Annotated in this window: 19 protein-coding genes; 12 read left to right on the plus strand and 7 right to left on the minus strand. The window is 57.3% G+C overall.

Features of this window, described 5'->3' with window-relative positions:
- From BMX55_RS03910 to BMX55_RS03920, 3 genes are all read left to right on the plus strand, one after another.
- Window positions 1-580: transposase (locus BMX55_RS03910; RefSeq protein WP_091453231.1), on the plus strand; the 580-nt coding region annotated here is incomplete at its 5' end.
- 53 nt (window positions 581-633) lie between these two features.
- Window positions 634-1,170 (plus strand): DUF2867 domain-containing protein, encoded by a 537-nt coding sequence (locus tag BMX55_RS03915; protein WP_091453236.1) that lies wholly within the window; start codon window positions 634-636, stop codon window positions 1,168-1,170.
- Window positions 1,171-1,239: 69 nt separating this feature from the next.
- The gene (locus BMX55_RS03920; RefSeq protein WP_091453238.1) at window positions 1,240-1,671 is read left to right on the plus strand and encodes a GNAT family N-acetyltransferase; all 432 of its coding nucleotides are present in this window, start codon (window positions 1,240-1,242) and stop codon (window positions 1,669-1,671) included.
- A gap of 49 nt (window positions 1,672-1,720) precedes the next feature.
- Here BMX55_RS03920 and BMX55_RS03925 read toward each other — a convergent pair whose 3' ends face one another.
- From BMX55_RS03925 to BMX55_RS03950, 6 genes are all read right to left on the minus strand, one after another.
- Window positions 1,721-2,248, minus strand: a complete 528-nt coding sequence (locus BMX55_RS03925) for a disulfide bond formation protein B (RefSeq protein ID WP_091454776.1) — start codon at window positions 2,246-2,248, stop codon at window positions 1,721-1,723.
- 46 nt (window positions 2,249-2,294) lie between these two features.
- Window positions 2,295-3,419 carry a sulfate/molybdate ABC transporter ATP-binding protein gene (locus tag BMX55_RS03930; RefSeq protein WP_091453240.1) on the minus strand — a complete coding sequence of 375 codons (1,125 nt, stop codon included), beginning with the start codon at window positions 3,417-3,419 and terminating at the stop codon, window positions 2,295-2,297.
- A 13-nt stretch (window positions 3,420-3,432) separates the two neighbouring features.
- Window positions 3,433-4,347: a sulfate ABC transporter permease subunit CysW gene (gene cysW, locus BMX55_RS03935; RefSeq protein ID WP_091453242.1), complete on the minus strand. Its 915-nt coding sequence runs from the start codon at window positions 4,345-4,347 to the stop codon at window positions 3,433-3,435.
- Window positions 4,344-5,237, minus strand: a complete 894-nt coding sequence (cysT, locus tag BMX55_RS03940) for a sulfate ABC transporter permease subunit CysT (protein ID WP_091453245.1) — start codon at window positions 5,235-5,237, stop codon at window positions 4,344-4,346. Before cysT ends, cysW begins: the two co-directional genes overlap by 4 nt.
- Before the next feature lie 3 nt (window positions 5,238-5,240).
- Window positions 5,241-6,245, minus strand: coding sequence for a sulfate ABC transporter substrate-binding protein (locus tag BMX55_RS03945; protein ID WP_091453248.1), 1,005 nt, complete (start codon window positions 6,243-6,245; stop codon window positions 5,241-5,243).
- A 118-nt stretch (window positions 6,246-6,363) separates the two neighbouring features.
- On the minus strand, window positions 6,364-6,936 hold the full coding sequence (locus BMX55_RS03950; RefSeq protein ID WP_091453251.1) for an RBBP9/YdeN family alpha/beta hydrolase: 573 nt from the start codon (window positions 6,934-6,936) through the stop codon (window positions 6,364-6,366).
- Between the two features lie 176 nt (window positions 6,937-7,112).
- Between BMX55_RS03950 and BMX55_RS03955 the strand changes: the two genes are divergently transcribed.
- From BMX55_RS03955 to BMX55_RS03970, 4 genes are all read left to right on the plus strand, one after another.
- Window positions 7,113-7,352 carry a hypothetical protein gene (locus BMX55_RS03955; RefSeq protein ID WP_091453253.1) on the plus strand — a complete coding sequence of 80 codons (240 nt, stop codon included), beginning with the start codon at window positions 7,113-7,115 and terminating at the stop codon, window positions 7,350-7,352.
- A gap of 3 nt (window positions 7,353-7,355) precedes the next feature.
- Window positions 7,356-8,516 carry a tRNA adenosine(34) deaminase TadA gene (gene tadA / locus BMX55_RS03960; protein WP_091453256.1) on the plus strand — a complete coding sequence of 387 codons (1,161 nt, stop codon included), beginning with the start codon at window positions 7,356-7,358 and terminating at the stop codon, window positions 8,514-8,516.
- Between the two features lie 129 nt (window positions 8,517-8,645).
- The gene (hrpA, locus tag BMX55_RS03965; RefSeq protein WP_245751307.1) at window positions 8,646-12,617 is read left to right on the plus strand and encodes an ATP-dependent RNA helicase HrpA; all 3,972 of its coding nucleotides are present in this window, start codon (window positions 8,646-8,648) and stop codon (window positions 12,615-12,617) included.
- A 64-nt stretch (window positions 12,618-12,681) separates the two neighbouring features.
- Window positions 12,682-13,665 carry a Bug family tripartite tricarboxylate transporter substrate binding protein gene (locus BMX55_RS03970; RefSeq protein ID WP_177172816.1) on the plus strand — a complete coding sequence of 328 codons (984 nt, stop codon included), beginning with the start codon at window positions 12,682-12,684 and terminating at the stop codon, window positions 13,663-13,665.
- A 46-nt stretch (window positions 13,666-13,711) separates the two neighbouring features.
- Here the strand turns inward: BMX55_RS03970 and BMX55_RS03975 are convergent, their stop codons facing one another.
- Complete coding sequence (locus tag BMX55_RS03975) at window positions 13,712-15,127, minus strand: short-chain fatty acyl-CoA regulator family protein (RefSeq protein WP_091453262.1); 1,416 nt, start codon at window positions 15,125-15,127, stop codon at window positions 13,712-13,714.
- Window positions 15,128-15,278: 151 nt separating this feature from the next.
- Here BMX55_RS03975 and prpC point away from each other — a divergent pair, with 151 nt between their 5' ends.
- The 5 genes from prpC to BMX55_RS04000 are packed head-to-tail and all read left to right on the plus strand — an operon-like array spanning window position 15,279 to window position 21,607.
- Window positions 15,279-16,439: a bifunctional 2-methylcitrate synthase/citrate synthase gene (gene prpC / locus BMX55_RS03980; protein WP_091453266.1), complete on the plus strand. Its 1,161-nt coding sequence runs from the start codon at window positions 15,279-15,281 to the stop codon at window positions 16,437-16,439.
- A gap of 17 nt (window positions 16,440-16,456) precedes the next feature.
- Entirely contained in the window at window positions 16,457-19,084 is a 2,628-nt protein-coding gene (gene acnD, locus BMX55_RS03985) for a Fe/S-dependent 2-methylisocitrate dehydratase AcnD (protein WP_091453269.1), read from the plus strand.
- Between the two features lies 1 nt (window position 19,085).
- Complete coding sequence (gene prpF, locus BMX55_RS03990) at window positions 19,086-20,282, plus strand: 2-methylaconitate cis-trans isomerase PrpF (protein ID WP_091453272.1); 1,197 nt, start codon at window positions 19,086-19,088, stop codon at window positions 20,280-20,282.
- Window positions 20,283-20,296: 14 nt separating this feature from the next.
- The gene (locus BMX55_RS03995; RefSeq protein WP_091453275.1) at window positions 20,297-21,157 is read left to right on the plus strand and encodes an isocitrate lyase/PEP mutase family protein; all 861 of its coding nucleotides are present in this window, start codon (window positions 20,297-20,299) and stop codon (window positions 21,155-21,157) included.
- 27 nt (window positions 21,158-21,184) lie between these two features.
- A complete protein-coding gene (locus tag BMX55_RS04000; RefSeq protein WP_091453280.1) occupies window positions 21,185-21,607 on the plus strand; it encodes a GntR family transcriptional regulator in 423 nt (140 codons plus the stop codon).
- The last annotated feature ends 202 nt before the right edge of the window (window positions 21,608-21,809 follow it).

Below are 21,809 nucleotides of genomic sequence, written 5' to 3' on the forward strand. Positions count from 1 at the left end.
CTCGGATCTACGCTCCATCATTGGCGTCGCCCAAGGTAGACAAGGCCAGCCCAGCGCCGTGATTCTGGACGGACGCACTTTGCAGTCGAGCTGTGAGAGTGGCCCTCGGGCCGGTTATGACGGCTACAAGCGCAGGCGTGGCAGCAAGGTACATATGGCAGTCGATACGTTGGGGCATTTGCTGGCTTTGCATGTGACACCTGCCGATGAGCAAGAGCGTGCGCAGGTGCAGGTGCTGTGTGAAGCCGTGCAAGAGGTCACTGGGGAGACGGTGAAGTTAGCGTGGGCTGATCAGGGCTATACAGGGGAGAAGGCCCGCAGTGATGCCCAAACGCATGGTGTGCAGTTGGAAGTGGTCAAGTTGCCAGAGGCGAAGAAGGGCTTTGTACTGCTGCCTAGGAGCTGGGTGGTCGAGCACAGCTTTGGATGGCTGGCGAGGTTTCGCCGGTTGGCCAGGGACTACGAGCGGTTGCCACAGGTGTTGGGTGGGTTGCACTTTCTGGTCTTTGTAATACTGATGCTGCCAGCAGCGACCCGGATATTGGCTACCGCTGGGAGTTCACAACACGCTCTAACCTAGTAGTCAAGCCGACCCACCTTCGGCAGACAGCTTACTTTCAACGTTAGACTGCAATGAAACCACGCGCCATACTCTCCGATGTACCTCCAGAAAGTGCAATCAATGCACGACTATCCGGTGCATATTTTCACGATTCCTACGTTATTTCTGTTCACGACACTACGCCCACGGCACTCAACTATTTTTTAACTGCTCTGGCAAATACCCCATCTTGGGTTAATTTGCTCATGACGTTGCGAAACAAGATCGTTCGATTTTTCGGCTTAAAGGATCTTGGTGATCTCGGAAATTTGAATCTCTCAAAACCAGCGTCAACTTATACGTCAGGTGATCGTGTCGGCATCTTTACACTTATTTCCAATTCACCTAATGAGGCACTGCTTGGAGATCGCGACAAACATCTGGATGTTGTGCTGTCTGTCTACAAAAATCCGCTTGATCGAAGCGGCATTCAGTCCATCTCAGTGACAACAGTGGTTCATATCCATAATCTGTGGGGGCGGATTTATATGTTTCCGGTCACGCCACTGCACAGACTCATTGCACCAGCAGTGCTCAATCGCATCATAGATGGAAAAAATTCGGTTTAACGCCATGCTCTAACAAACAGCTTGCAGTTACTACTTGCTTTATTTCATTAGGTTTCATAGGAGCACACCGTGCCGCTCATTTGGTCACATTCAATCGAAGACATCGACTGGAATGAACTTGCTGCCCTTTACCATTCCGCACCTCTCAGAAATAAAAATCCGAGTGGGCTAAAGACAGCATTCACGAACAGCATTTTCAAATGTTTCGTCTACGAAGATGGAAAACTAATTGGCGCAGGGAGAGCACTGGCTGATGGAGCCGACTGCTCATACATCTGCGACGTCGCGCTGCTTCCCAGCCATCAAGGTCTTGGCCTTGGAAAGCAGATCGTTGCCAAACTGCTGGAGTTATCCAGAGGGCACAAGAAGATTATTCTTTACTCGGTACCCGGCAAGGAGTCGTTTTACCAGAAGCTGGGGTTTAAACGCATGAGTACTGCAATGGCTATCTTTGAAAACCAAGCTGGGGCGCTGGAGCAAGGGTATATCAATGAAACCTAGCCTTGCGCTCTAAGGGATGCTGTGCCAAAGAGCGGCGCAGCGTCCCTGATTAAGAAGCCGTAACGCGGCTATTGCGGCGCAGCAAGGCCACGAGCAGCGCCGTCAATACCACGCTGAAGCTGGCAAAAGCCACAAATGACCAGTTGGCAATGGAGCCGCCCAAAAATGTCCAGTCGATGGCGGTGCAATCGCCGGAGCCTCGGAAAATCATGGGCAAGGCGCGGCTGATGGGGTAGTTTTCGATCATGCCGTAAAAGTCGCGGCCACAGGTGGCTACCTCTGGGGGATACCATTGCAACCAGCTTTGGCGCGCAGCGGTAAAGGCTCCAAAATCAGCGGCCAGCAAGCCCGCCACCGACCAGCCCATCTGCCAGCCTCGGCCCTCACGCAAGCTGGCGATGCCGGTGGTGATAGCCACCAGCAGCAGCGCATAGCGTTGCACGATACACATCGGGCAAGGCTCCAGCCCTAAGCCATGCTGCAAATAAGCACCAAAAGCGAGCATAGCCACACAGGTGGCTGCCGTTAGCAGCAGCACGCGGCGGGAAAGCCCAGCCAAGCAGTTCAAAAATACCATATCCATCCTTGTGGCTGCCACTGGGCCGCCCAGCATGGCAGCAAACTCAGATATTGGCAGCTTGATCTAGAAAAACACGCGCACGCCGGGGAGTGACCACCAGCGTCTCGCCTTCACGCAGGCCCATCTCTTTGAACTGTTGCGCTGGGATTTGCGCTTCAATCAAGGCTTCGGGGGCTGCATTGTCTGCGGGTTTGGCATCGTCCACCGGAATAAGTTCCAGCCGGGCAATCGGCCCGACCACAATGGCCCGGCTTAGTTGCGCCACAATGCCCCGTGGGCGGCCCTGCGCATCCAGCCCAGCGCCAACGGCGTAACGCTCCACATCCAAATCATGTGGCCGCACATAGGCAAACGCCTTGGCATTTTGCGCCGCGCTGTGCTCTGGTGAATCGAGTTCCATGCCCTCCAAATGCACCAGCCCCTCATGGGCGCGGCCATGAAACAGGTTCACATCGCCCAAAAAGCCATAGACAAACGGACTCGCAGGGTGCTCCCAGACTTCTTGCGGCGAGCCGCTTTGTTCGATTTTTCCTTGGTTAATCACCACCACGCGGTCAGCCACTTCTAGCGCTTCTTCTTGGTCGTGCGTCACAAAGATGCTGGTGACGTGCAGCTCATCGTGCAGGCGGCGCAGCCAGCGGCGCAATTCTTTGCGCACCTTGGCATCGAGGGCACCAAAAGGCTCATCAAGCAGCAGCACCTTGGGTTCTACCGCCAAAGCACGGGCCAGAGCAATACGCTGGCGTTGGCCGCCAGAGAGCTGCGAGGGGTAGCGGTCGGCAATCCAATCGAGTTGCACCAGCTTAAGCAGATCGGTGACTTTTTTCTTGATCTGCGCTTCGCTGGGGCGCTCGTTGCGTGGCTTGACGCGCAGGCCAAAGGCGACGTTCTCAAACACCGTCATGTGCCGAAACAGCGCATAGTGCTGGAACACAAAGCCCACGCCCCGGTCGCGCACATGGACATCGGTGGTGTCTTCACCCGAAAAATGGATGGTGCCAACATCGGGCGTTTCTAGCCCGGCAATGATGCGCAGCAAAGTGGTTTTGCCACAACCTGACGGCCCCAGCAGGGCGATCAGCTCGCCGGACTCGATGTCTAAGCTGACGTCGCGCAGGGCTTGAAAGGTGCCAAACTGCTTGCTGATATTGCGGATTTCAATGCTCATGGTGGGTTCTCTTTCAGCGCGCCGTCGGGGCTGTGGCCGGTGTGGGCCGCTCAGGGGGCAGTTCTGCCGCTGCTTTCATGGCCTGCTCGTTGCGCCATTCGGCCACGGATTTGATGACCAAGGTAATCAACGCCAGCAGCGCCAGCAGGGAGGCCGCAGCAAAGGCCGCTACCGATTGGTACTCGTTGTACAAAATTTCAACATGCAAGGGCAGGGTGTTGGTCTGGCCCCGGATATGGCCCGAGACCACCGATACCGCGCCAAACTCGCCCATGGCACGGGCATTGCACAAAATCACGCCATACAGCAGCCCCCATTTGATGTTGGGCAGGGTGACATACCAAAAGGTCTGCCAGCCGCTGGCCCCCAGCACAATGGCGGCTTGCTCTTCATCGTTGCCTTGGGCCTGCATCAGCGGGATCAACTCGCGGGCAATGAACGGGAAGGTGACAAAGATGGTCGCCAACACAATGCCCGGCACCGCAAAGATGATTTTGATATCGTGCTCTTGCAACCACGGGCCAATCCAGCCTTGGGCACCAAACATCAGCACATAGACCAGCCCGGCCACCACCGGCGAGACTGAAAACGGCAGATCGACCAGCGTGGTTAAAAACGCCTTGCCTTTGAATTCGTACTTGGCAATGCACCACGCTGCCGCGACGCCAAACACCAAATTGAGCGGGAGGGCAATGGCCGCTGCAATCAAAGTGAGCTTAATGGCTGACCAGGCATCCGGCTCGGTCAGGCCCGCAAAATAGGCACCAAAGCCTTTGCGCAGGGCTTCGGTAAACACTGCCGCCAACGGCAACACCAAAAACAGCAGCACAAAGGCCAGCGCCACGCTGATGAGCGTATAGCGCACCCAAGCGGCTTCGGTGGTGCCCGCCTTGGCGCGGCGCACGGTACGGGTAGGGGCGGCACTCATGCGGGGGCTCCGGCGTGGCGGCGCTGCCAAGCTTGCAGCGCATTGATAACGAGCAACAAGGTGAACGAGATGACCAACATCACCACCGCCACGGCGGTGGCACCAGCGTAGTCGTACTGCTCTAGCTTACCGATGATGATGAGCGGCGTGATCTCCGAGATCATGGGCATATTGCCTGCAATAAAGATCACGGAACCATATTCCCCTACTGCACGGGCAAAGGCCATGGCAAAGCCGGTCATCAGCGCTGGGGTCACGGTGGGCAAAATCACTTTGTAAAAAATCTGCCAGCGCGTAGCACCCAGACTGGTGGCGGCTTCTTCGAGTTCTTTTTCTGCGTCTTCGAGCACCGGCTGCACGGTACGCACAACAAACGGCAGGCCAATAAAGATCAGTGCAATCACAATACCTGCCGGTTTGAAGGCCAACTGGATACCCAGTGGCTCCAGATACTGGCCCACCCAGCCATTGCCTGCCAACAGCGCTGTGAGCGAGATACCCGCCACCGCCGTGGGCAGGGCAAAAGGCAAATCAACCAGCGCATCGACGATTTTTTTACCCGGAAACGGGTAGCGCACCAGCACCCAAGCAATCAGCAGGCCAAACACCAGATTGACCAGTGCCGCCAGCAGCGAAGCCCCAAAGGTGAGCTGGTAAGAGGCCACAACGCGGGGCGAACTGATGGCTTCCCAAAATTGGGGCCAAGTGAGGGTGAAGGTTTTGAACAGCAGCGCCGACAGCGGGATCAGCACAATGATGCTGAGATAAAAAAGTGTGTAGCCTAGGGTCAGGCCAAAGCCGGGCAGCACCCGTTTGGCTTTGCCAGATGTACGGCGGGGCGCAGCAGCCCCCGCCGCACCCAGCGGTGCGGAAGACGTGGCAGTGTTCATAGCTTATTTAGCGCCGGGCGTGTAGAGCTTGTCGAACTGGCCGCCGTCGTTAAAGTGGACTTTTTGCGCTTCACCCAAAGAGCCAAAATACTTGGCTACCGTGAACTGCTTGAGCGGCTTGAACGTGGTGGCGTGCTTTTTAAGCACGGTTTCAGAGCGGGGGCGCAGCGCGTGTTTGGCGGCGATTTCTTGCGCTTCGTCTGAGTAGAGATAGTTCAGATAGGCTTTAGCCACATCGCCCGTGCCCTTCTTGGCTACCGTGCGCTCGACGACAGCCACTGGGTTTTCTGCAACGATACTGGCGGATGGGTAAACGGCATCCACCTTGCCCGCACCAAACTCGCGGTCAATGGACAGCACTTCGGATTCAAAGGTGATGAGCACATCGCCAATGTTGCGTTGCAAGAAAATGGCCGTAGCATCGCGCCCGCCCTTACCCAGCACCGGCACGTTTTTATACAGTTTGCTCACAAACTCCGCCGCTTGGGCATCGGTGCCGCCCTTTTCACGCACGGCACCCCAAGCAGCCAGATAGGCATAGCGGCCATTGCCGCCGGTTTTGGGGTTGACCACAATCACTTGCACACCGGGCTTGGTCAGGTCATCCCAATCTTTGATATTTTTGGGGTTGCCATTGCGCACCAAAAACAGCATGGTGGAGGTGGTGGGCGAGGCATCGTGCGGAAATTTTTTCGCCCAGTCTTTGGCTACGACGCCATTGGCGGCCAGAAACTCGATGTCAGTCGTGGTGTTCATGGTGACGACATCAGCGGCCAAACCATCGTTCACCGCCCGCGCTTGGGCGCTAGAGCCACCGTGGGCTTGGTCAATTTTGACGTCCTTGCCGGTGGTTTTTTTGTAGTGGGCCACAAAGGCCGGGTTGTAGTCTTTGTAAAACTCGCGTGCTACATCGTACGAGGCGTTGAGCAGCGTTGTCTGTGCCGAGGCCATGCCACCGACCGCCAGCGCGGCTGCCGCCAAAAGGGACTTGAGTTGGAAAGAGGTCATGGTTGCACTCACAGGAAAAACAAAACAGACAAGATGGCACGATTTTGCCGCAGCCACCCTCAAAACCAAAAGAACATATTCTTGTTAATTTATCTATCAAAAAGAATATAAAGGATGCTTACCCACACGCAGTGGACACCGCAGAGCTACCGCCCCAATCGAGCTCTCCGGTGAGCGATTGCAACAAGGCCATGCCCAACGGCCACTCGCCATAACCCGACTCAATGTTGATATGACCCGCGTTTTGCAGGCGCACAAACTCGCTACCCCAAGCACGGGCATAGGCACCGGCCAAACGAATCGGGCAGTAGGGATCGTTGCTGCTAGCCACCACAATGCTGCGGTAGGGCAGTGGCGCATAGGGCACCGGGGCAAAATCGCTCAAGATAGCACGCCGCTCTGGATCAGCTGGGGCCACCAACAACGCCCCACGCACCCGTGCTGCGGCTTCGGCCCCGATATGGATGCTGGCGATGCAGCCTAGGCTGTGCGCTACCAGCACTACCGGATGCGGTGCGGCCAGCACGGTTTTTTCTAGTTGCCCGACCCACGCCGTGCGCGATGGGGTGATCCAGTCGTCTTGCACCACACGCGAGGCACCATCCAAGCGCTGCGCCCACAGGGTTTGCCAATGGCCGGGGCCTGAGTCGCGCCAGCCCGGAACGATGATGGTGGAGGTACGGGAAGTCACGCTTGCAGTCTCGGGAAGGTTGCCATATGGTTGATTCTGCGGCGCACTCTTTAAAACCCAAAAGAATATATTTCTCTTAATTCATACTTAAAAAATCTAACACCAGCCGCAGCAGACCCACACAGCAACCGCTGCCGTTAGGGCGGCTAGGATGTCTCATCTCAAAAATTTGAACTATGCGTACCCTTTTTACTATCGTGGCCTTGGTGCTGGCGCTGGCCGTGGTTGGCTTGCTGGCACGTCAGCAGTTGTCCGGCTCCCACAGCGCCGTATCCGGGTTGCCCACTGCACCCGGCGTCGCCCCTGGTGCCAATATGGGCCATGCTGCGCCACCCGCCCAACAGGTGCAGCAAGTCAAGCAGACCGTCGATGCGCTGATGCAGCAGCCCCGCGTCCTACCCGACGACACCAAATAAACCATGCAAGCACCTGATGACGCCTACTGGATGCGGCTAGCGCTAGAGCAGGCGCAAGCCGCTGCGCAGGCGGGCGAGGTACCAGTGGGGGCGGTGGTGGTGCGGGCGGGCCAGTTGATTGCCACCGGGCGCAATGGGCCGGTGGCGGGCCACGACCCCACCGCCCATGCCGAGATTGTTGCCCTGCGCGCTGCGGCGCAGCAGTTGGGCAACTACCGGCTGGAAGATTGCACCCTGTATGTCACGCTAGAACCCTGCGCTATGTGCAGCGGGGCCATGCTGCACGCACGCCTGCCCCGCGTGGTGTTTGGTGCCGCAGACGCCAAAACTGGCGTCGCTGGCTCGGTGCTGGATTTATTTGCCCAGCCCCAGCTCAACCACCAGACCCAAGTGCAAGGCGGTGTGTTAGCGCAAGACTGCGCGCAATTGTTGGGAGAATTTTTCCGCCAGCGTCGCCAGCAGCAGCGTGCTGCGGCCCTCGCCGCCCACCCCTTGCGCGATGACGCCTTGCGCACCCCGGATGCACGTTTTGCCCGTTTGCCCGATTGGCCTTGGGCAGCCCACTACTGTAGTGATTTGCCCGCACTGGCCGGACTGCGCTTGCATTATCTGGACGAAGGCCCGCCCGACGCCGCCATCACTTGGCTGTGCCTGCATGGGCCACAGCACTGGGGCTATAGCTATCGCCATTTGCTGCCCGCCCTGACCGCCCTAGGCCAGCGCGTGCTGGTGCCCGATCTGATCGGCTTTGGCCGCAGCGACAAGCCGAAAAAAGAGCGCTGGCACACCCCAAAACAACACAGCCAAGTGTTATCTGAATGGCTGCAACGCCTCAAAATCGAACAACTGGTGCTGGTGGTGCCTAGCCACACACCCAACGTACTGACATTACTGCCTGAATGGTGGCCCGGACGCTGCCTAGGACAGTGGGTATGGGATGAACCGCCTGCGCCGCACCATGCCACTGATGCCAGCGTGGATGCATGGCAAGCCCCGTTTCCAGATCGGGGTTTTCAGGCCGGGCCACGGGCTTGGGCTAGATGGGCCACAACACCGGGCCGCAGCGCCAGCGGCCTACCCTTGCTGCATACCCAGACGAATGATCGCCCCCCGGCACAGCTGGCTAGCTTGGTGCGGCAGGCGGTGGAATGCTTTACTCCCTGAGTTCTTTGCGGGCTGGGATAATTAGCGATTCTCTAAAAAGTCGCTGCCTTGACCGCTTGCACCCCCGCCTCCCCCCTGAAAATCACCTTCCCTGAGTCACTGCCGGTATCAGCCCGGCGCGACGAGATCATGGCTGCCTTACAGCAGCACCAAGTCATCATCGTCTGCGGCGAGACCGGCTCGGGCAAAACCACGCAGTTGCCCAAAATCGCCCTCGCTTTGGGCCGGGGCAAACTCAATGCACCGCCCGGCCAAAAAGGCCAGCTCATTGGGCATACCCAGCCCCGGCGCATTGCTGCCAGCAGCGTCGCCAAGCGCATTGCCGAAGAGCTCAACACGCCACTAGGCGATGTGGTCGGCTACAAGGTGCGCTTTCAAGACCGCCTGAGTCGCGATGCCTCGGTCAAGCTGATGACCGACGGTATTTTGCTGGCCGAAACGCAAACCGACCCGCTGCTCAAAGCCTACGACACCCTCATCATTGATGAGGCGCATGAGCGCAGCCTGAACATTGATTTTTTGCTGGGCTATATCCGGCAAATTTTGCCGCGTCGGCCTGATCTCAAGGTGGTGGTCACATCGGCCACCATTGACGCCGACCGTTTTGCCAAGCACTTTGCCAGTGCCAAGGGGCCAGCGCCAGTCATCATGGTGTCGGGGCGTACCTTTCCGGTAGAGCAACGCTGGCGGCCTTTTGAAGAAAGCCGCGATTACAGCCTCAACGATGCCATTGCCGATGGCGTGGATGAACTCTGGCAAGGCAATGCCGGTGGGGATATTTTGGTGTTTTTGCCCGGCGAGCGCGAAATCCGCGAGGCCGCTGACCACCTGCGCAAACACTTGGCCCACCATCCCGTCACACGCAGCGCGGAGGTACTGCCGCTGTTTGCCCGCCTCAGCCAAGCCGAGCAAGACCGCATTTTTGACGGCCACACCGGGCGGCGCATTATTTTGGCTACCAATGTGGCTGAAACCTCACTCACGGTGCCGGGCATCCGCTATGTGATTGACGCGGGCACAGCGCGTGTGAAACGCTACAGCCTGCGCAGCAAAGTCGAGCAGTTGCTGGTGGAACCCATCAGCCAAGCCGCCGCGAATCAGCGGGCGGGCCGTTGTGGCCGCGTGGCTAACGGCATTTGCATCCGCCTGTACAACGAGCAAGATTTTGCGGGCCGCCCGCGCTTTACCGACCCTGAAATTTTGCGCAGTTCGCTGGCAGGGGTGATTTTGCGCATGAAATCCTTGCACTTGGGCGTGGTGGAGGATTTTCCGTTCATTGATGCGCCTTCGGGCCGGGCCATTGCCGATGGCTACCAGTTGCTCAACGAATTAGGCGCAGTGGATGAGAAAAACGACCTCACCCCTACAGGCCGCGAGCTGGTCAAGCTACCGCTAGACCCGCGTGTGGGCCGCATGATTTTGGAGGCCCGCGCCAGAGGCGCTTTGAACGAGGTGCTCATCATTGCCAGCGCCTTGAGCCTGCAAGACGTGCGCGACCGCCCCTTGGAGGCGCAGCAACAGGCCGACCAACAACACGCCAAGTTTGATGACGACAAGAGCGAGTTCAGCGGCTACCTGACACTGTGGAACTGGCTGCAACAAGCCCGTGGCGGCACACCGCCCACCTTGCCATCGGCGCGGGTGCAGCAAATACAAGCCCGGCGCAAGGGGCCATCGCAGGCGGTGCTGCCGGTAGCGCAGCGCCTAGCCGCCCCAGCGCCAGCAAATGCGCCCGCCGTGGCCGTGGCACCGACGCACAAACTGAGCAACCGCCAATACGAGCAATTGCTGCGGCAAAATTTTATCAACGTGCGCCGGGTGCGCGAGTGGCGCGACGTCCATAGCCAGTTGCTCACTGTGGTGGCTGAACATGGCTGGACGCTCAATCCACAACCGGCCAGCTATGAGCAGTTGCACCTGTCCATGCTGTCGGGCTTGCTGGGCAATATCGGCTTTAAGCCAGAGGAAGAAGATGTTTACTTGGGCGCACGCGGTATCAAGTTCCATCGCCATCCGGGTGCGCATCTGCGCAAAAAGCCGGGCCGTTGGATTGTCTGTGCCGAGCTGGTCGAAACCACGCGCCTGTTTGGCCGGGGCATTGCCGCCATTGAGCCGCAATGGCTGGAAGAAGTCGGCGCGCACCTGCTGAAAAAACAATTATTAGACCCCCACTGGGAGAAAAAAGCCGCCGAAGTGGTGGCCTTTGAGCGCGCTACGCTCTATGGCATCGTCGTCTATAGCGGGCGGCGCATGGGTTACGACAAAATTGACCCCCACGCCGCACGCGAGATGTTTATCCGCCAAGCGCTAGTGGCGGGCGAAGTGCCAATCGATTGGGACAAGCGCCTGCCGTTTCTCAAGGCCAATGAAAAGCTCATCGCCAAGGTCGAGGAGCTAGAGCACAAATCACGCCGCCAAGATGTGTTGGTAGATGAAGAGCTGATTTTTGCTTTTTACGACCAGCAGATTCCGCAAGACCTGTGTAACGGTCGCAATTTTGAGCAGTGGTACCGCGCTGAGAGCAAAAATCGCCCCGATCTGCTCAAACTCTCACGCGACGAGCTGATGCGCCACGAGGCGGCAGGCATTACCACCAGCGCCTTTCCACGTGTCGTGCGGCTGGGGGGCGTCGATTGCGCTGCCAGCTACTTGCACGAGCCGGGCGACCCACGCGACGGCCTGACCGTGGCCGTGCCGCTGTTTGTGCTCAATCAGGTTCAAGATGAGCGCTGCGAATGGCTGGTGCCGGGGATGCTCAAGGACAAAATCCAAGCCCTACTCAAAAGCCTGCCACAGCGCCCGCGCAGCCGCTTCGTGCCGCTGCCTGAATCGGCTACCCGGCTGGCCGAATTACTCGGTACGCCGGATCGGATTGGTCATATCGGGCTGGTAGATGCCTTGCTCAAACAGGTGCGCGATGAAACCTCATTGGATGTCAAACGCACCGATTTCAAGTTGGATATGGTGCCTGCGCATCTGTTTATGAACTTCCGCATTGTGGATGAGCATGGCCGCCAATTGGGGCATGGCCGCAATTTGGGCGCGCTCAAGGCCGAACTGGGGGCCAAGGCGCGTGGTGCGTTCCAAGCGCTGGCCGGGTTAAAGCTGGCCAGCCAGTCTGGCGCTGCGGCCAACCCGGAGCCAGAGGCCAGCAGCCCCGCCACGGCCAAGAAAACCAACGCCAACGCGACCCCCACACCACCAGAACAAACCGCTGGCCGCCAAAGTTCAACCACAGCCCCAGCCAACGCCGAGCAGCGCTACACCGCTTGGACGTTTGGTGAATTGCCCGAACTAATGGAAATGGGCCGACGCGGCCAAACCCTGATCGGTTTTCCGGCCCTGATCGACGGCGGCGATGCCGTGACCATCGAAGTGTTTGATGAGCCGGAAGTGGCGGCGGCCAAACACCGTTTGGGCCTGCGCCGCTTGTGTGCGCTGCAAATCAAAGATGCGCTCAAATACCTCGAAAAGAACATCCCCGATCTGCAAAAAATGGCTGTGGCCTATATGGCACTGGGCACCCAAGAAGAGCTGCGCAGCCAAATCATCGATGTGGCGATGGATCGGGCATTCTTGCTAGAGCCATTGCCGACTACTGCGGCGGAGTTTCAGCGCCGCATTGACGAAGGCCGGGGCCGCCTGACGCTGATTGCCAATGAAGTAGCCCGGCTGGCAGGCACCATTCTGGCCGAATACGCCGTGGCGGCACGCAAAATCAAAGACACCAAAAGCGCACCCGAGGCCACTGCCGATGCGGCGCAGCAATTGCAACGCTTGGTGCCCAAAAACTTTTTGGCGATGGCCCCGTGGCCGCAATTGGCCCATTTTGCGCGCTACCTCAAGGCCATCACCTTGCGGCTGGACAAGTTCCGCGCCGACCCGGCCCGCGATGCCACCAAACTGGCTGAGTTACGCCCGCAAGAGCAACGCTATTGGCGGCTGGTGGCCGAGCGCAAAGGGCAAGTCGATGCCCGAATGCAGGAGTTGCGTTGGCTGCTAGAAGAATTGCGCGTGAGCTTCTTTGCCCAAGAATTGCGCACGCCACAGCCGGTCAGCATCAAGCGACTGGACAAGTTGTGGGTGCAAATCAACAGTTGATGGCGGTGGCTGGCTCTATCCGCTATCCTGCAATGCCCGTTATCCGCTCAAAGAAGGAATTACCATGCAATCTTCCGTTTGTTCACTGACACGCCGTGCCACGGTCTTGGCTCTGGCTTCCTTGGCACTAGCTCCGGCAGTACAAGCGCAAGATGCTTGGCTGTCCAAGCCCATCGTTTTGGTCTCGCCCTACGCTCCAGGGGGCACCACCGATGTGTTGGCACGACTGCTGGCCCAGCAACTGCAAAAGCGCCTAGGCCAGAGCGTGATTGTGGACAACCGCGCCGGTGCCGGTGGCAACATCGGCACTGACTTTGTCAGCAAGGCCAAGCCTGATGGGCACACCTTTTTGGTGGCCTCCAGTGGCCCGATTGTGATTTCTGGCGCGCTGTACCCCAAGCTGCCCTACAAGCCCGCCACCGATTTCACCCCAGTAGCCCCATTAGCACGCGCCTCCTTTGTCTTGGCCGTGCATGAAAAATCGGGCCTCAATTCAGTGGCCGATGTCATTGCCAAGGGCAAAGAAGGCAAACTCAATTTTGGCTCGGCGGGTTCTGGTACGCCCCAGCACATCATTGGCGAGATGTTCAATGCTGCCACAGGCAGCCATATCCAGCATATCCCCTACAAAGGCTCTGGCCCGGTAGTGACCGATTTGGTCGGCGGCCAGATTCCGATGGCCTTTGAAAACCCGTTGCCGATCATGCCCCAAGTCAAGGCAGGTAAAGTCAAAGTGCTGGCCGTGACCAGCGCCCAACGTTCGGCAACGTTCCCACAGGTGCCCACTTTGGCCGAAAGCGGCATCAAGGGATTTGATGCCACACCGTGGTACGGCTTGCTGGCTCCCGCTGGTTTGCCAGCAGCCATCACTGCCCGCATGAACACTGAGGTGCAGGCGATCATGAACTCCGCAGAAACCAAAGAGAAACTGGCGGCTTTGGGGGCTGAACCGATGGCGATGAACCCTGAGCAATTCAAGACCATGATTGCCGCTGACATTCAGAAATGGTCAGCGGCTGTCAAGTCATCAGGGGCCACGGTTGACTGAGCTGTGCTTTAGCGCATAGCCAAAAGCTCTTGGGCCGAAACTGCCGTCAAACCGTAAATCTGTAGGGTGCAAATCGGCTCTGATTTTCATTGACATCCAACGGACGACCAATGAAAGGGAAGGCCCGTTGTAGGCAACTTTCGCGCTCACAGACCTTACACCCCATGCCAATGGGTATAGCCGTATCGGGATCGTTCAAGGCTAATCCTTTGGCATAGACCAGCCTATGTGCATGGCGAATGTCGCATCCCAACCCAATCGAGAAAGTCCGGCGTGGTGCGCCATAACCGCCCTGACCTCCAGAAACAGTGCTGGCAATCCAAAGGTATGTGCGCCCATCGGGCATCTGTGCCAGTTGCCGCAGGATATGCCCCGGCTGCCCAAATGCCTCATAGACATTCCACAGCGGACAGGTACCGCCAGTGCGGCTGAAATGGAAATGCGTTGCCGATTGCCGTTTGGAGATATTGCCAGCACGATCAACCCGCACCAGAAAAAAAGGCACCCCTGGTGCTCCCGGACGCTGCAAAGTGCTCAAACGGTGGCAAACCGTCTCCAACCCCACACCGAAGTGCTGTCCCAACAAATCAATGTCGTAACGCAGGGATTCAGCCGCCCCCAGAAAGTTGCTATAGGGCAGCAGCAAAGCGCCAGCAAAATAATTGGCCAGTCCAATCCGGGCCAAACGGTTAAAAGCTACCTCTTCAGTAGGGGAAGCTGCTTGGATCAAGGCGTTGATCTGTGTACCAGCTTCGAGCAGGGCCAGTTGTGTGCCCAATTGGAAGGCTTGCTGCCCTGGCTCGAGCAGAGCTGAAAGATACAGAATGCGCTGCTGCGGATCGTAGTGACGTTTACTGCTCTGTGTGGTGCCGTTGGTATAGACCACCCGAATGCCGTGTTTGACGTCTAAGCGCTCCATGAGCCAATCGCCCAAGCGTTGGCCCTGCGCGCTGGCCTCCAGGGCTAACATCTCAGCGCTGCGGTCTAAAGCATCAAAATAATTCTGTTGGGCAAAGAAAAAATCACGCACCCGCTCAAACGGCATTGCCCTAGGGGCCACCATGTCGGAGCGATCATCCCCGATCCAGTCGGCCATGGCCTGCAAACGCTCTAAGGTTTCTGCATGGCGCTGATGCAACGCCACCAACGCTCGCCCCACGGCAGGCATTTGGGATGCCACCTCCTGCAATTCAGGCAATGTGACCGGCTGTTGTGCATCAGCCAGGGCTTCACGCATAGCTGCCACCAGCCGCGTCTCTTCATCTTCAGAGAATTGTTGGATATCGACGCCCAGCGTCCGGTGAATCTTGAGCAACACCTGTACGGTCAGTGGCCGCTGGTTCTGTTCGATCTGGTTCAAATAGCTGGCAGAGATACCCAAAGTTTGGGCCAGTGCGATCTGCGATAGGCCCCGCTGCGCCCGTAACCGACGCAGCCGCACCCCCATATAAGTTTTCTTCATACGCTCTCCAGTAGTACCGTTTTATTTGCAAAATTTGCAATTTGCATGGATTTCATTCACAAGAATTTGCTTTTTCAGTGCTTTCTAAGCAGCCTTATTTTGCGTAAATTGCGAATCTTCACAACCCCAATCATCACCAGGAGACGAGCGTATGAACACCCCCCATGCCGAAGGCAGCACCTTCAAACCCAAAAAATCGGTGGCACTGTCAGGTGTTACCGCTGGCAATACGGCACTGTGTACTGTGGGGCGCACGGGCAACGATCTGCACTACCGGGGCTATGACATTCTCGATCTGGCCGAACTGTGCGAATTTGAAGAAATCGCTCACCTGCTGGTACATGGCAAGCTGCCTACCCGTGCCGAACTGAAAGCCTATAAAACCAAGTTGCGCGCCATGCGGGGTCTGCCCGTCAATGTGAAGGAGGCACTGGAAAAGCTGCCAGCCAGCGCCCACCCAATGGACGTAATGCGCACCGGTGTTTCGGCCTTGGGCTGCGTGCTGCCTGAAAAAGACGATCACAACCTGCCGGGGGCGCGCGATATTGCCGACCGGCTGCTGGCCTCCCTCGGCTCCATGCTGCTGTACTGGTACCACTGGAGCACCCAAGGCAAACGCATTGACGTCGAGACCGATGATGACTCTATCAGCGCCCATTTTCTGCACCTGTTGCATGGTCACACACCCAGCGAAAGCTGGGTGCGTGCAATGCACACCTCACTCAATCTCTACGCCGAGCATGAATTTAATGCCAGTACCTTCACGGCGCGTGTCATTGCTGGCACTGGCAGCGACATCTACTCTTGCATTGCGGGTGCTATTGGTGCCTTGCGTGGCCCCAAGCATGGCGGTGCTAACGAGGTGGCTTTTGAAATTCAGAAACGCTACGACAACCCAGACGAGGCTGAGGCTGATATCCGCCGCCGGGTGCAAGCCAAAGAAGTGGTGATCGGTTTCGGCCACCCCGTCTATACCGTGAGTGACCCCCGCAATGAAATCATCAAGAGGGTAGCCAAGCACCTATCCGAGGAAGCAGGCAGTACCAAGATGTACGACATTGCCCAGCGGCTGGAATCGGTGATGTGGGAAGAAAAAAAGATGTTCCCGAACTTGGACTGGTTCAGTGCCGTCAGTTACCACATGCTGGGGATACCTACCGCCATGTTCACCCCTCTGTTTGTCATTGCACGCACCAGCGGTTGGGCTGCCCATGTGATTGAGCAGCGCACCGACAACAAGATTATTCGCCCCAGTGCCAACTATGTTGGCCCCGAAGATCAAGTATTTGTTCCGATTGAAGCACGTTACTGAACGCCTGACCTCACCCCATGAACACACCCTACCGCAAACCCCTGCCCGGTACTGCACTGGATTATTTTGACGCCCGCACTGCCGTGGATGCTCTGCAATCTGGCGCTTGGGCGCAACTGCCCTACACCGCTCGCGTACATGCAGAAAATTTGGTGCGTTGCTGCGCGCCGTCAATTCTTGATGAATGTTTACAGCAGCTCATCGAGCGCCGCCGTGACCGTGATTTTCCTTGGTACCCCGTCCGTGTGGTGTGCCACGACATTTTGGGCCAAACAGCACTGGTTGATCTGGCGGGCCTGCGTGATGCCATTGCCAAAGAGGGAGGAGACCCTGCCAAGGTCAATCCGGTAGTGCCAGTGCAGTTGGTTGTCGATCATTCACTGGCCGTTGAATGTGGCGGCTTTGACCCCGATGCCTTCGAAAAAAATCGGGCCATTGAAGATCACCGCAACGAAGACCGCTTTCACTTTATCGAGTGGACGAAAAAAGCTTTTGCCAACGTGGAGGTGATTGCGGCAGGCAACGGCATCATGCACCAGATCAACCTCGAAAAGATGTCACCTGTGGTGGCGGTTCGAGATGGCATTGCCTTTCCCGATACCTGTATAGGAACTGACAGCCACACCCCGCATATAGATGCGCTGGGCGTGATTGCCATCGGTGTTGGCGGCCTAGAGGCAGAAAGCGTGATGTTAGGCCGTGCTTCATGGATGCGCTTGCCCGACATTGTGGGCGTAGAGCTGACGGGTCGATGCCCCCCCGCAATCACGGCCACCGACATTGTGCTGGCCCTGACCGAGTTCTTGCGCCAAGCAAAGGTAGTGGGTGCCTATTTGGAGTTTTTTGGCGATGGCGCACGCAGCCTAACCATTGGAGACCGCGCCACCATCTCCAATATGTGCCCTGAGTACGGTGCCACCGCAGCACTGTTTTATATTGATGAGCAAACCTTAGCGTACCTCCAACTCACAGGCCGGGAGTCGTCGCAAATTGCATTGGTAGAGACTTATGCCAAGAGCGCTGGACTCTGGGCTGACACACTGCAAACCGCCCGTTATGAGCGGGTGCTACGGTTTGATCTGTCTACAGTGGTGCGCAATATGGCGGGGCCATCCAACCCACACCGCCGCCTACCCAGCGCTGCGCTGGCCGAGCGTGGCATTGCCGTGGGACTAGACACCGCACGCAGCCAAGAAGCACAGGGCCTGATGCCCGATGGTGCGGTCATTATTGCCGCCATCACCAGTTGCACCAATACCTCCAACCCACGCAATGTGATAGCCGCTGCCCTGCTGGCGCGCAATGCCAACCAATTGGGGCTAGTACGCAAACCTTGGGTCAAAACCTCGTTGGCTCCGGGATCAAAGGCAGTAGAGCTGTACTTGAAACAGGCGGGGCTATTGACCGAGCTGGAAAAGCTAGGCTTTGGCATTGTCGGTTTTGCCTGCACCACCTGCAATGGTATGTCGGGGGCACTCCATCCAAAGATTCAACAAGAGATCATTGACCGGAACCTGTACACCACCGCCGTGCTGTCGGGCAACCGCAACTTCGATGGCCGCATCCACCCTTACGCCAAACAGTCTTTTTTGGCCTCTCCGCCGCTGGTTGTAGCCTACGCCATTGCTGGCACCATCCGCTTCGATATTGAAAACGATGTGCTGGCGCTGATGAATGGCCGGGAAATCCGCCTCCAAGATATTTGGCCATCAGATGAAGAAATTGATGCCGTGGTGCAGGCGGCGGTGAAACCAGAGCAATACCGCGCCGTGTACGAACCGATGTTTGCGCTGCACCCCAACGATGGCGAGCAAGTCAGCCCGCAGTACGCTTGGCGAGCACCATCGACCTATATCCGCCGCCCCCCTTATTGGGACACCGAGGGCATTGGTGCGCTGGCGGCCCATCCGCGCACCCTAAAGGGTATGCGCCCACTGGCTATCCTGCCAGACAACATCACCACCGACCACCTGTCGCCATCCAATGCCATCTTGGCAAATTCGGCTGCCGGTGAGTATCTGGCTTCTATGGGGCTGCCAGAGGAGGATTTCAACTCTTACGCCACCCACCGGGGCGACCACCTGACCGCCATGCGCGCCACGTTTGCTAATCCCACGCTCCAAAATGAAATGGTGCGCGATGCAGACGGCAAAGTCAGAGCCGGATCTCTGGCCCGTGTCGAGCCAGAAGGGCAGGTGATGCGAATGTGGGAAGCCATCGAGACCTATCTTCACCGCAAGCAACCGCTCATCATCATTGCGGGTGCCGATTATGGTCAAGGCTCATCACGCGACTGGGCGGCCAAAGGCGTACGCTTGGCGGGTGTAGAAGCCGTGGTAGCTGAAAGTTTTGAACGTATCCACCGTACCAATTTGATCGGCATGGGCACCTTGCCACTGGAGTTCAAACCCGGCACCAACCGCATCTCGTTGCAACTCGATGGTAGCGAAATTTTCGATGTGGAAGGAGCGCTAGAGCCACGCACCGACCTCACCTTGGTGGTGCAACGCCCAAATGGTGATGTGGTGCATGTGCCCGTCACCTGTCGTCTGGACACCGCAGAAGAAGTGTCAGTTTACAAAGCCGGTGGTGTACTCCAGCGTTTTGCCCAAGATTTCTTGGCATCCAACCAAAAGGTGGCATGACATGTCCTTTACTGCACAAATCCGTATTCCCGCTATCTATATGCGCGGCGGCACCAGCAAGGGCGTGTTTTTCTCTCTTAGGGACTTACCTGTATCTGCCCAAGCACCCGGCCCAGGCCGCGACCGTTTGCTGATGCGCGTCATCGGCAGTCCAGACCCTTATGGCAAGCAAATTGATGGTCTGGGCAATGCTTCATCAAGCACGAGTAAGGCCGTCATCCTCTCACGCAGCAGCCGGGCAGACCATGATGTGGACTATCTGTTTGGTCAGGTATCCATCGATCAGGCTTTAGTCGATTGGAGTGGCAATTGTGGCAATCTGTCGGCTGCAGTAGGGCCTTGTGCCATTCATATGGGCCTGATCGATCCGGAACGCATCCCACAGCAGGGCAGTGTCATGGTGCGTATCTGGCAGGCCAACATCGGCAAGACCATCATTGCCCATGTACCCATCAGCAACAGCTTAGTACAGGAAACAGGAGATTTTTCACTCGATGGCGTCACCTTTCCGGCAGCTGAAATTCCACTGGAATTTCTCGATCCGGCTGCCGAGAGTGAGGGCGACGGCAATGGCGGTGCCATGTTCCCTACGGGCCATGTTGTCGATGAACTGGAGGTGCCCGGTATGGGCACCTTCAAGACGACACTGATTAATGCAGGCATTCCCACCATTTTTATCAACGCCCAAGATATAGGCTACACCGGTACTGAGCTACAAGAAGCCATCAATAGCGACGCCCAAGCCCTGGCGCGTTTAGAAACCATTCGTGCTTGGGGGGCTGTCAAGATGGGCCTAATCGGCGACATCACTGAGGCGGCCCAGCGCCAACACACACCCAAAATTGCCTTCGTTGCCCCGCCCAGAGACTATGTCACATCCAGCGGCAAGACCGTGCAGGCCACCGATATCGATCTACTGGTGCGCGCCCTGTCTATGGGCAAGCTACACCACGCCATGATGGGTACTGCTGCCGTGGCCATTGGTACGGCGGCAGCTATCCCCGGCACCTTGGTTCACCAAGCCGCAGGTGGTAGCGAGCGCCAGTCTGTGCGCTTTGGCCACCCATCAGGCACGTTGCGAGTCGGGGCACAGGCACAACAGATCAATGAGCAATGGCAAGTGACCAAAGCATTGATGAGCCGCAGCGCCCGCATTTTGATGGAAGGCTGGGTACGTGTCCCCGGCAATAGTTTTTGAATACAGGAAACAACATGTCTACTCGCAAACAACTTCACTCGCTAGTAGAAGCCCGCTGTGGCTTGCTGGTACCGGGGGCTTTTAATGCACTGTCGGCCAAGGTGATTGAGGATTTGGGCTTTCAGGCTATCTACATCACCGGTGCTGGAGTCACCAATATGTGGTTTGGTATGCCCGACCAAGGCTTCATGGGCTTGCACGAAATTGCCGATCACACGGCACGCATTCGTGATGCTGTGGAGGTGCCGCTAATCGTGGATGCCGACACTGGCTTTGGCAATGCGCTGAACGTTCACCACACTGTACGCACACTAGAGCGTGCAGGGGCCGACTGTATCCAGTTAGAAGATCAGGTGGCTCCCAAGCGTTGCGGTCATTTCTCGGGCAAGGAGGTGATCTCCACCGAGGAGGCCGTGGCCAAAATCAAGGCGGCTGTTGATGCCCGGCACGACCCCAACCTCCTCATCATGGCTCGCACCGATGCCGCTGCCATCCACGGTTTTGAAGCCGCTGTGGAACGAGCGCAGAAATTTGCCGAAGCTGGAGCCGATATTTTGTTTGTGGAAGCCGTCACTCAAGCGGAACAGGTGCGTACGCTCCCCCAGCGACTCTCCAAACCCCAACTGATGAACATGGTTATTGGTGGCAAAACACCCATCTTTAATGCGCAACAGTTGGGCGAGTTGGGCTACGGTATGGTGCTTTATGCCAATGCAGCATTGCAGGGAGCCGTAGCCGGAATGCAAAAAGCCCTCACTGTATTGCGCGACGAAAAAGAGGTACAGGAATCCAGTGGCTTGGTCACTTCGTTTACTGAACGCCAACGTCTGGTGGGTAAACCCGCTTGGGACTTATTGGAGAAACACTATGCCTAAACACACAACACGCTCGGAGGCTCCTTGATGGGCACACAGTTTCTTCAGCCCCGCGCATTGTGCGAGGCCATTGCAGACCGGGTGCGTGAGCGCATCTTGTGCTACGACCTGAAACCCGGTGAGGCCGTAAATGAAGGTGAACTGGCCCAAGCCTATGGCGTCAGCCGTACCCCCGTACGGGAGGCGCTAAAACTACTGCACCACGAAGGCTTACTGACAGCCCACCCGCGCCGGGGCATGACCGTCACCGTACTAAGTGAGCCACAACTGGCTGAGGCCGTACAACTGCACCACCTGCTATGCGCCTATGCCCATCAACACGGGGTGCCTAGCGTGGCTGCCTCTTGGAATTCCATGCTCAACCGAATGCTGGAGATGACAGAGCGGCGCTTACAGTTGGGCTATGGGCCAGAATTTAGGCACCGGCTGCAAGCAATACCCTCACAGTGAGCACCGAAGAAGTTTGTTCACAAGATATGAGTTAGCATCGCACCGTCTCAAAAAACGGCTTTGGGAAGGAGTGATGCCGACTATCCGATTTCGCCGCTTTTTCGAAAATTGATTACGAACCCATTCGAACAATGCAATTGATCCTGTTCACTACCGCACATACAGCACATTTCTCTGGGTGGCTACATGCGTAGTACAACAG

The sequence above is a fragment of the Giesbergeria anulus genome, assembly GCF_900111115.1.
In the GTDB taxonomy this organism is placed as follows: domain Bacteria; phylum Pseudomonadota; class Gammaproteobacteria; order Burkholderiales; family Burkholderiaceae_C; genus Simplicispira; species Simplicispira anulus.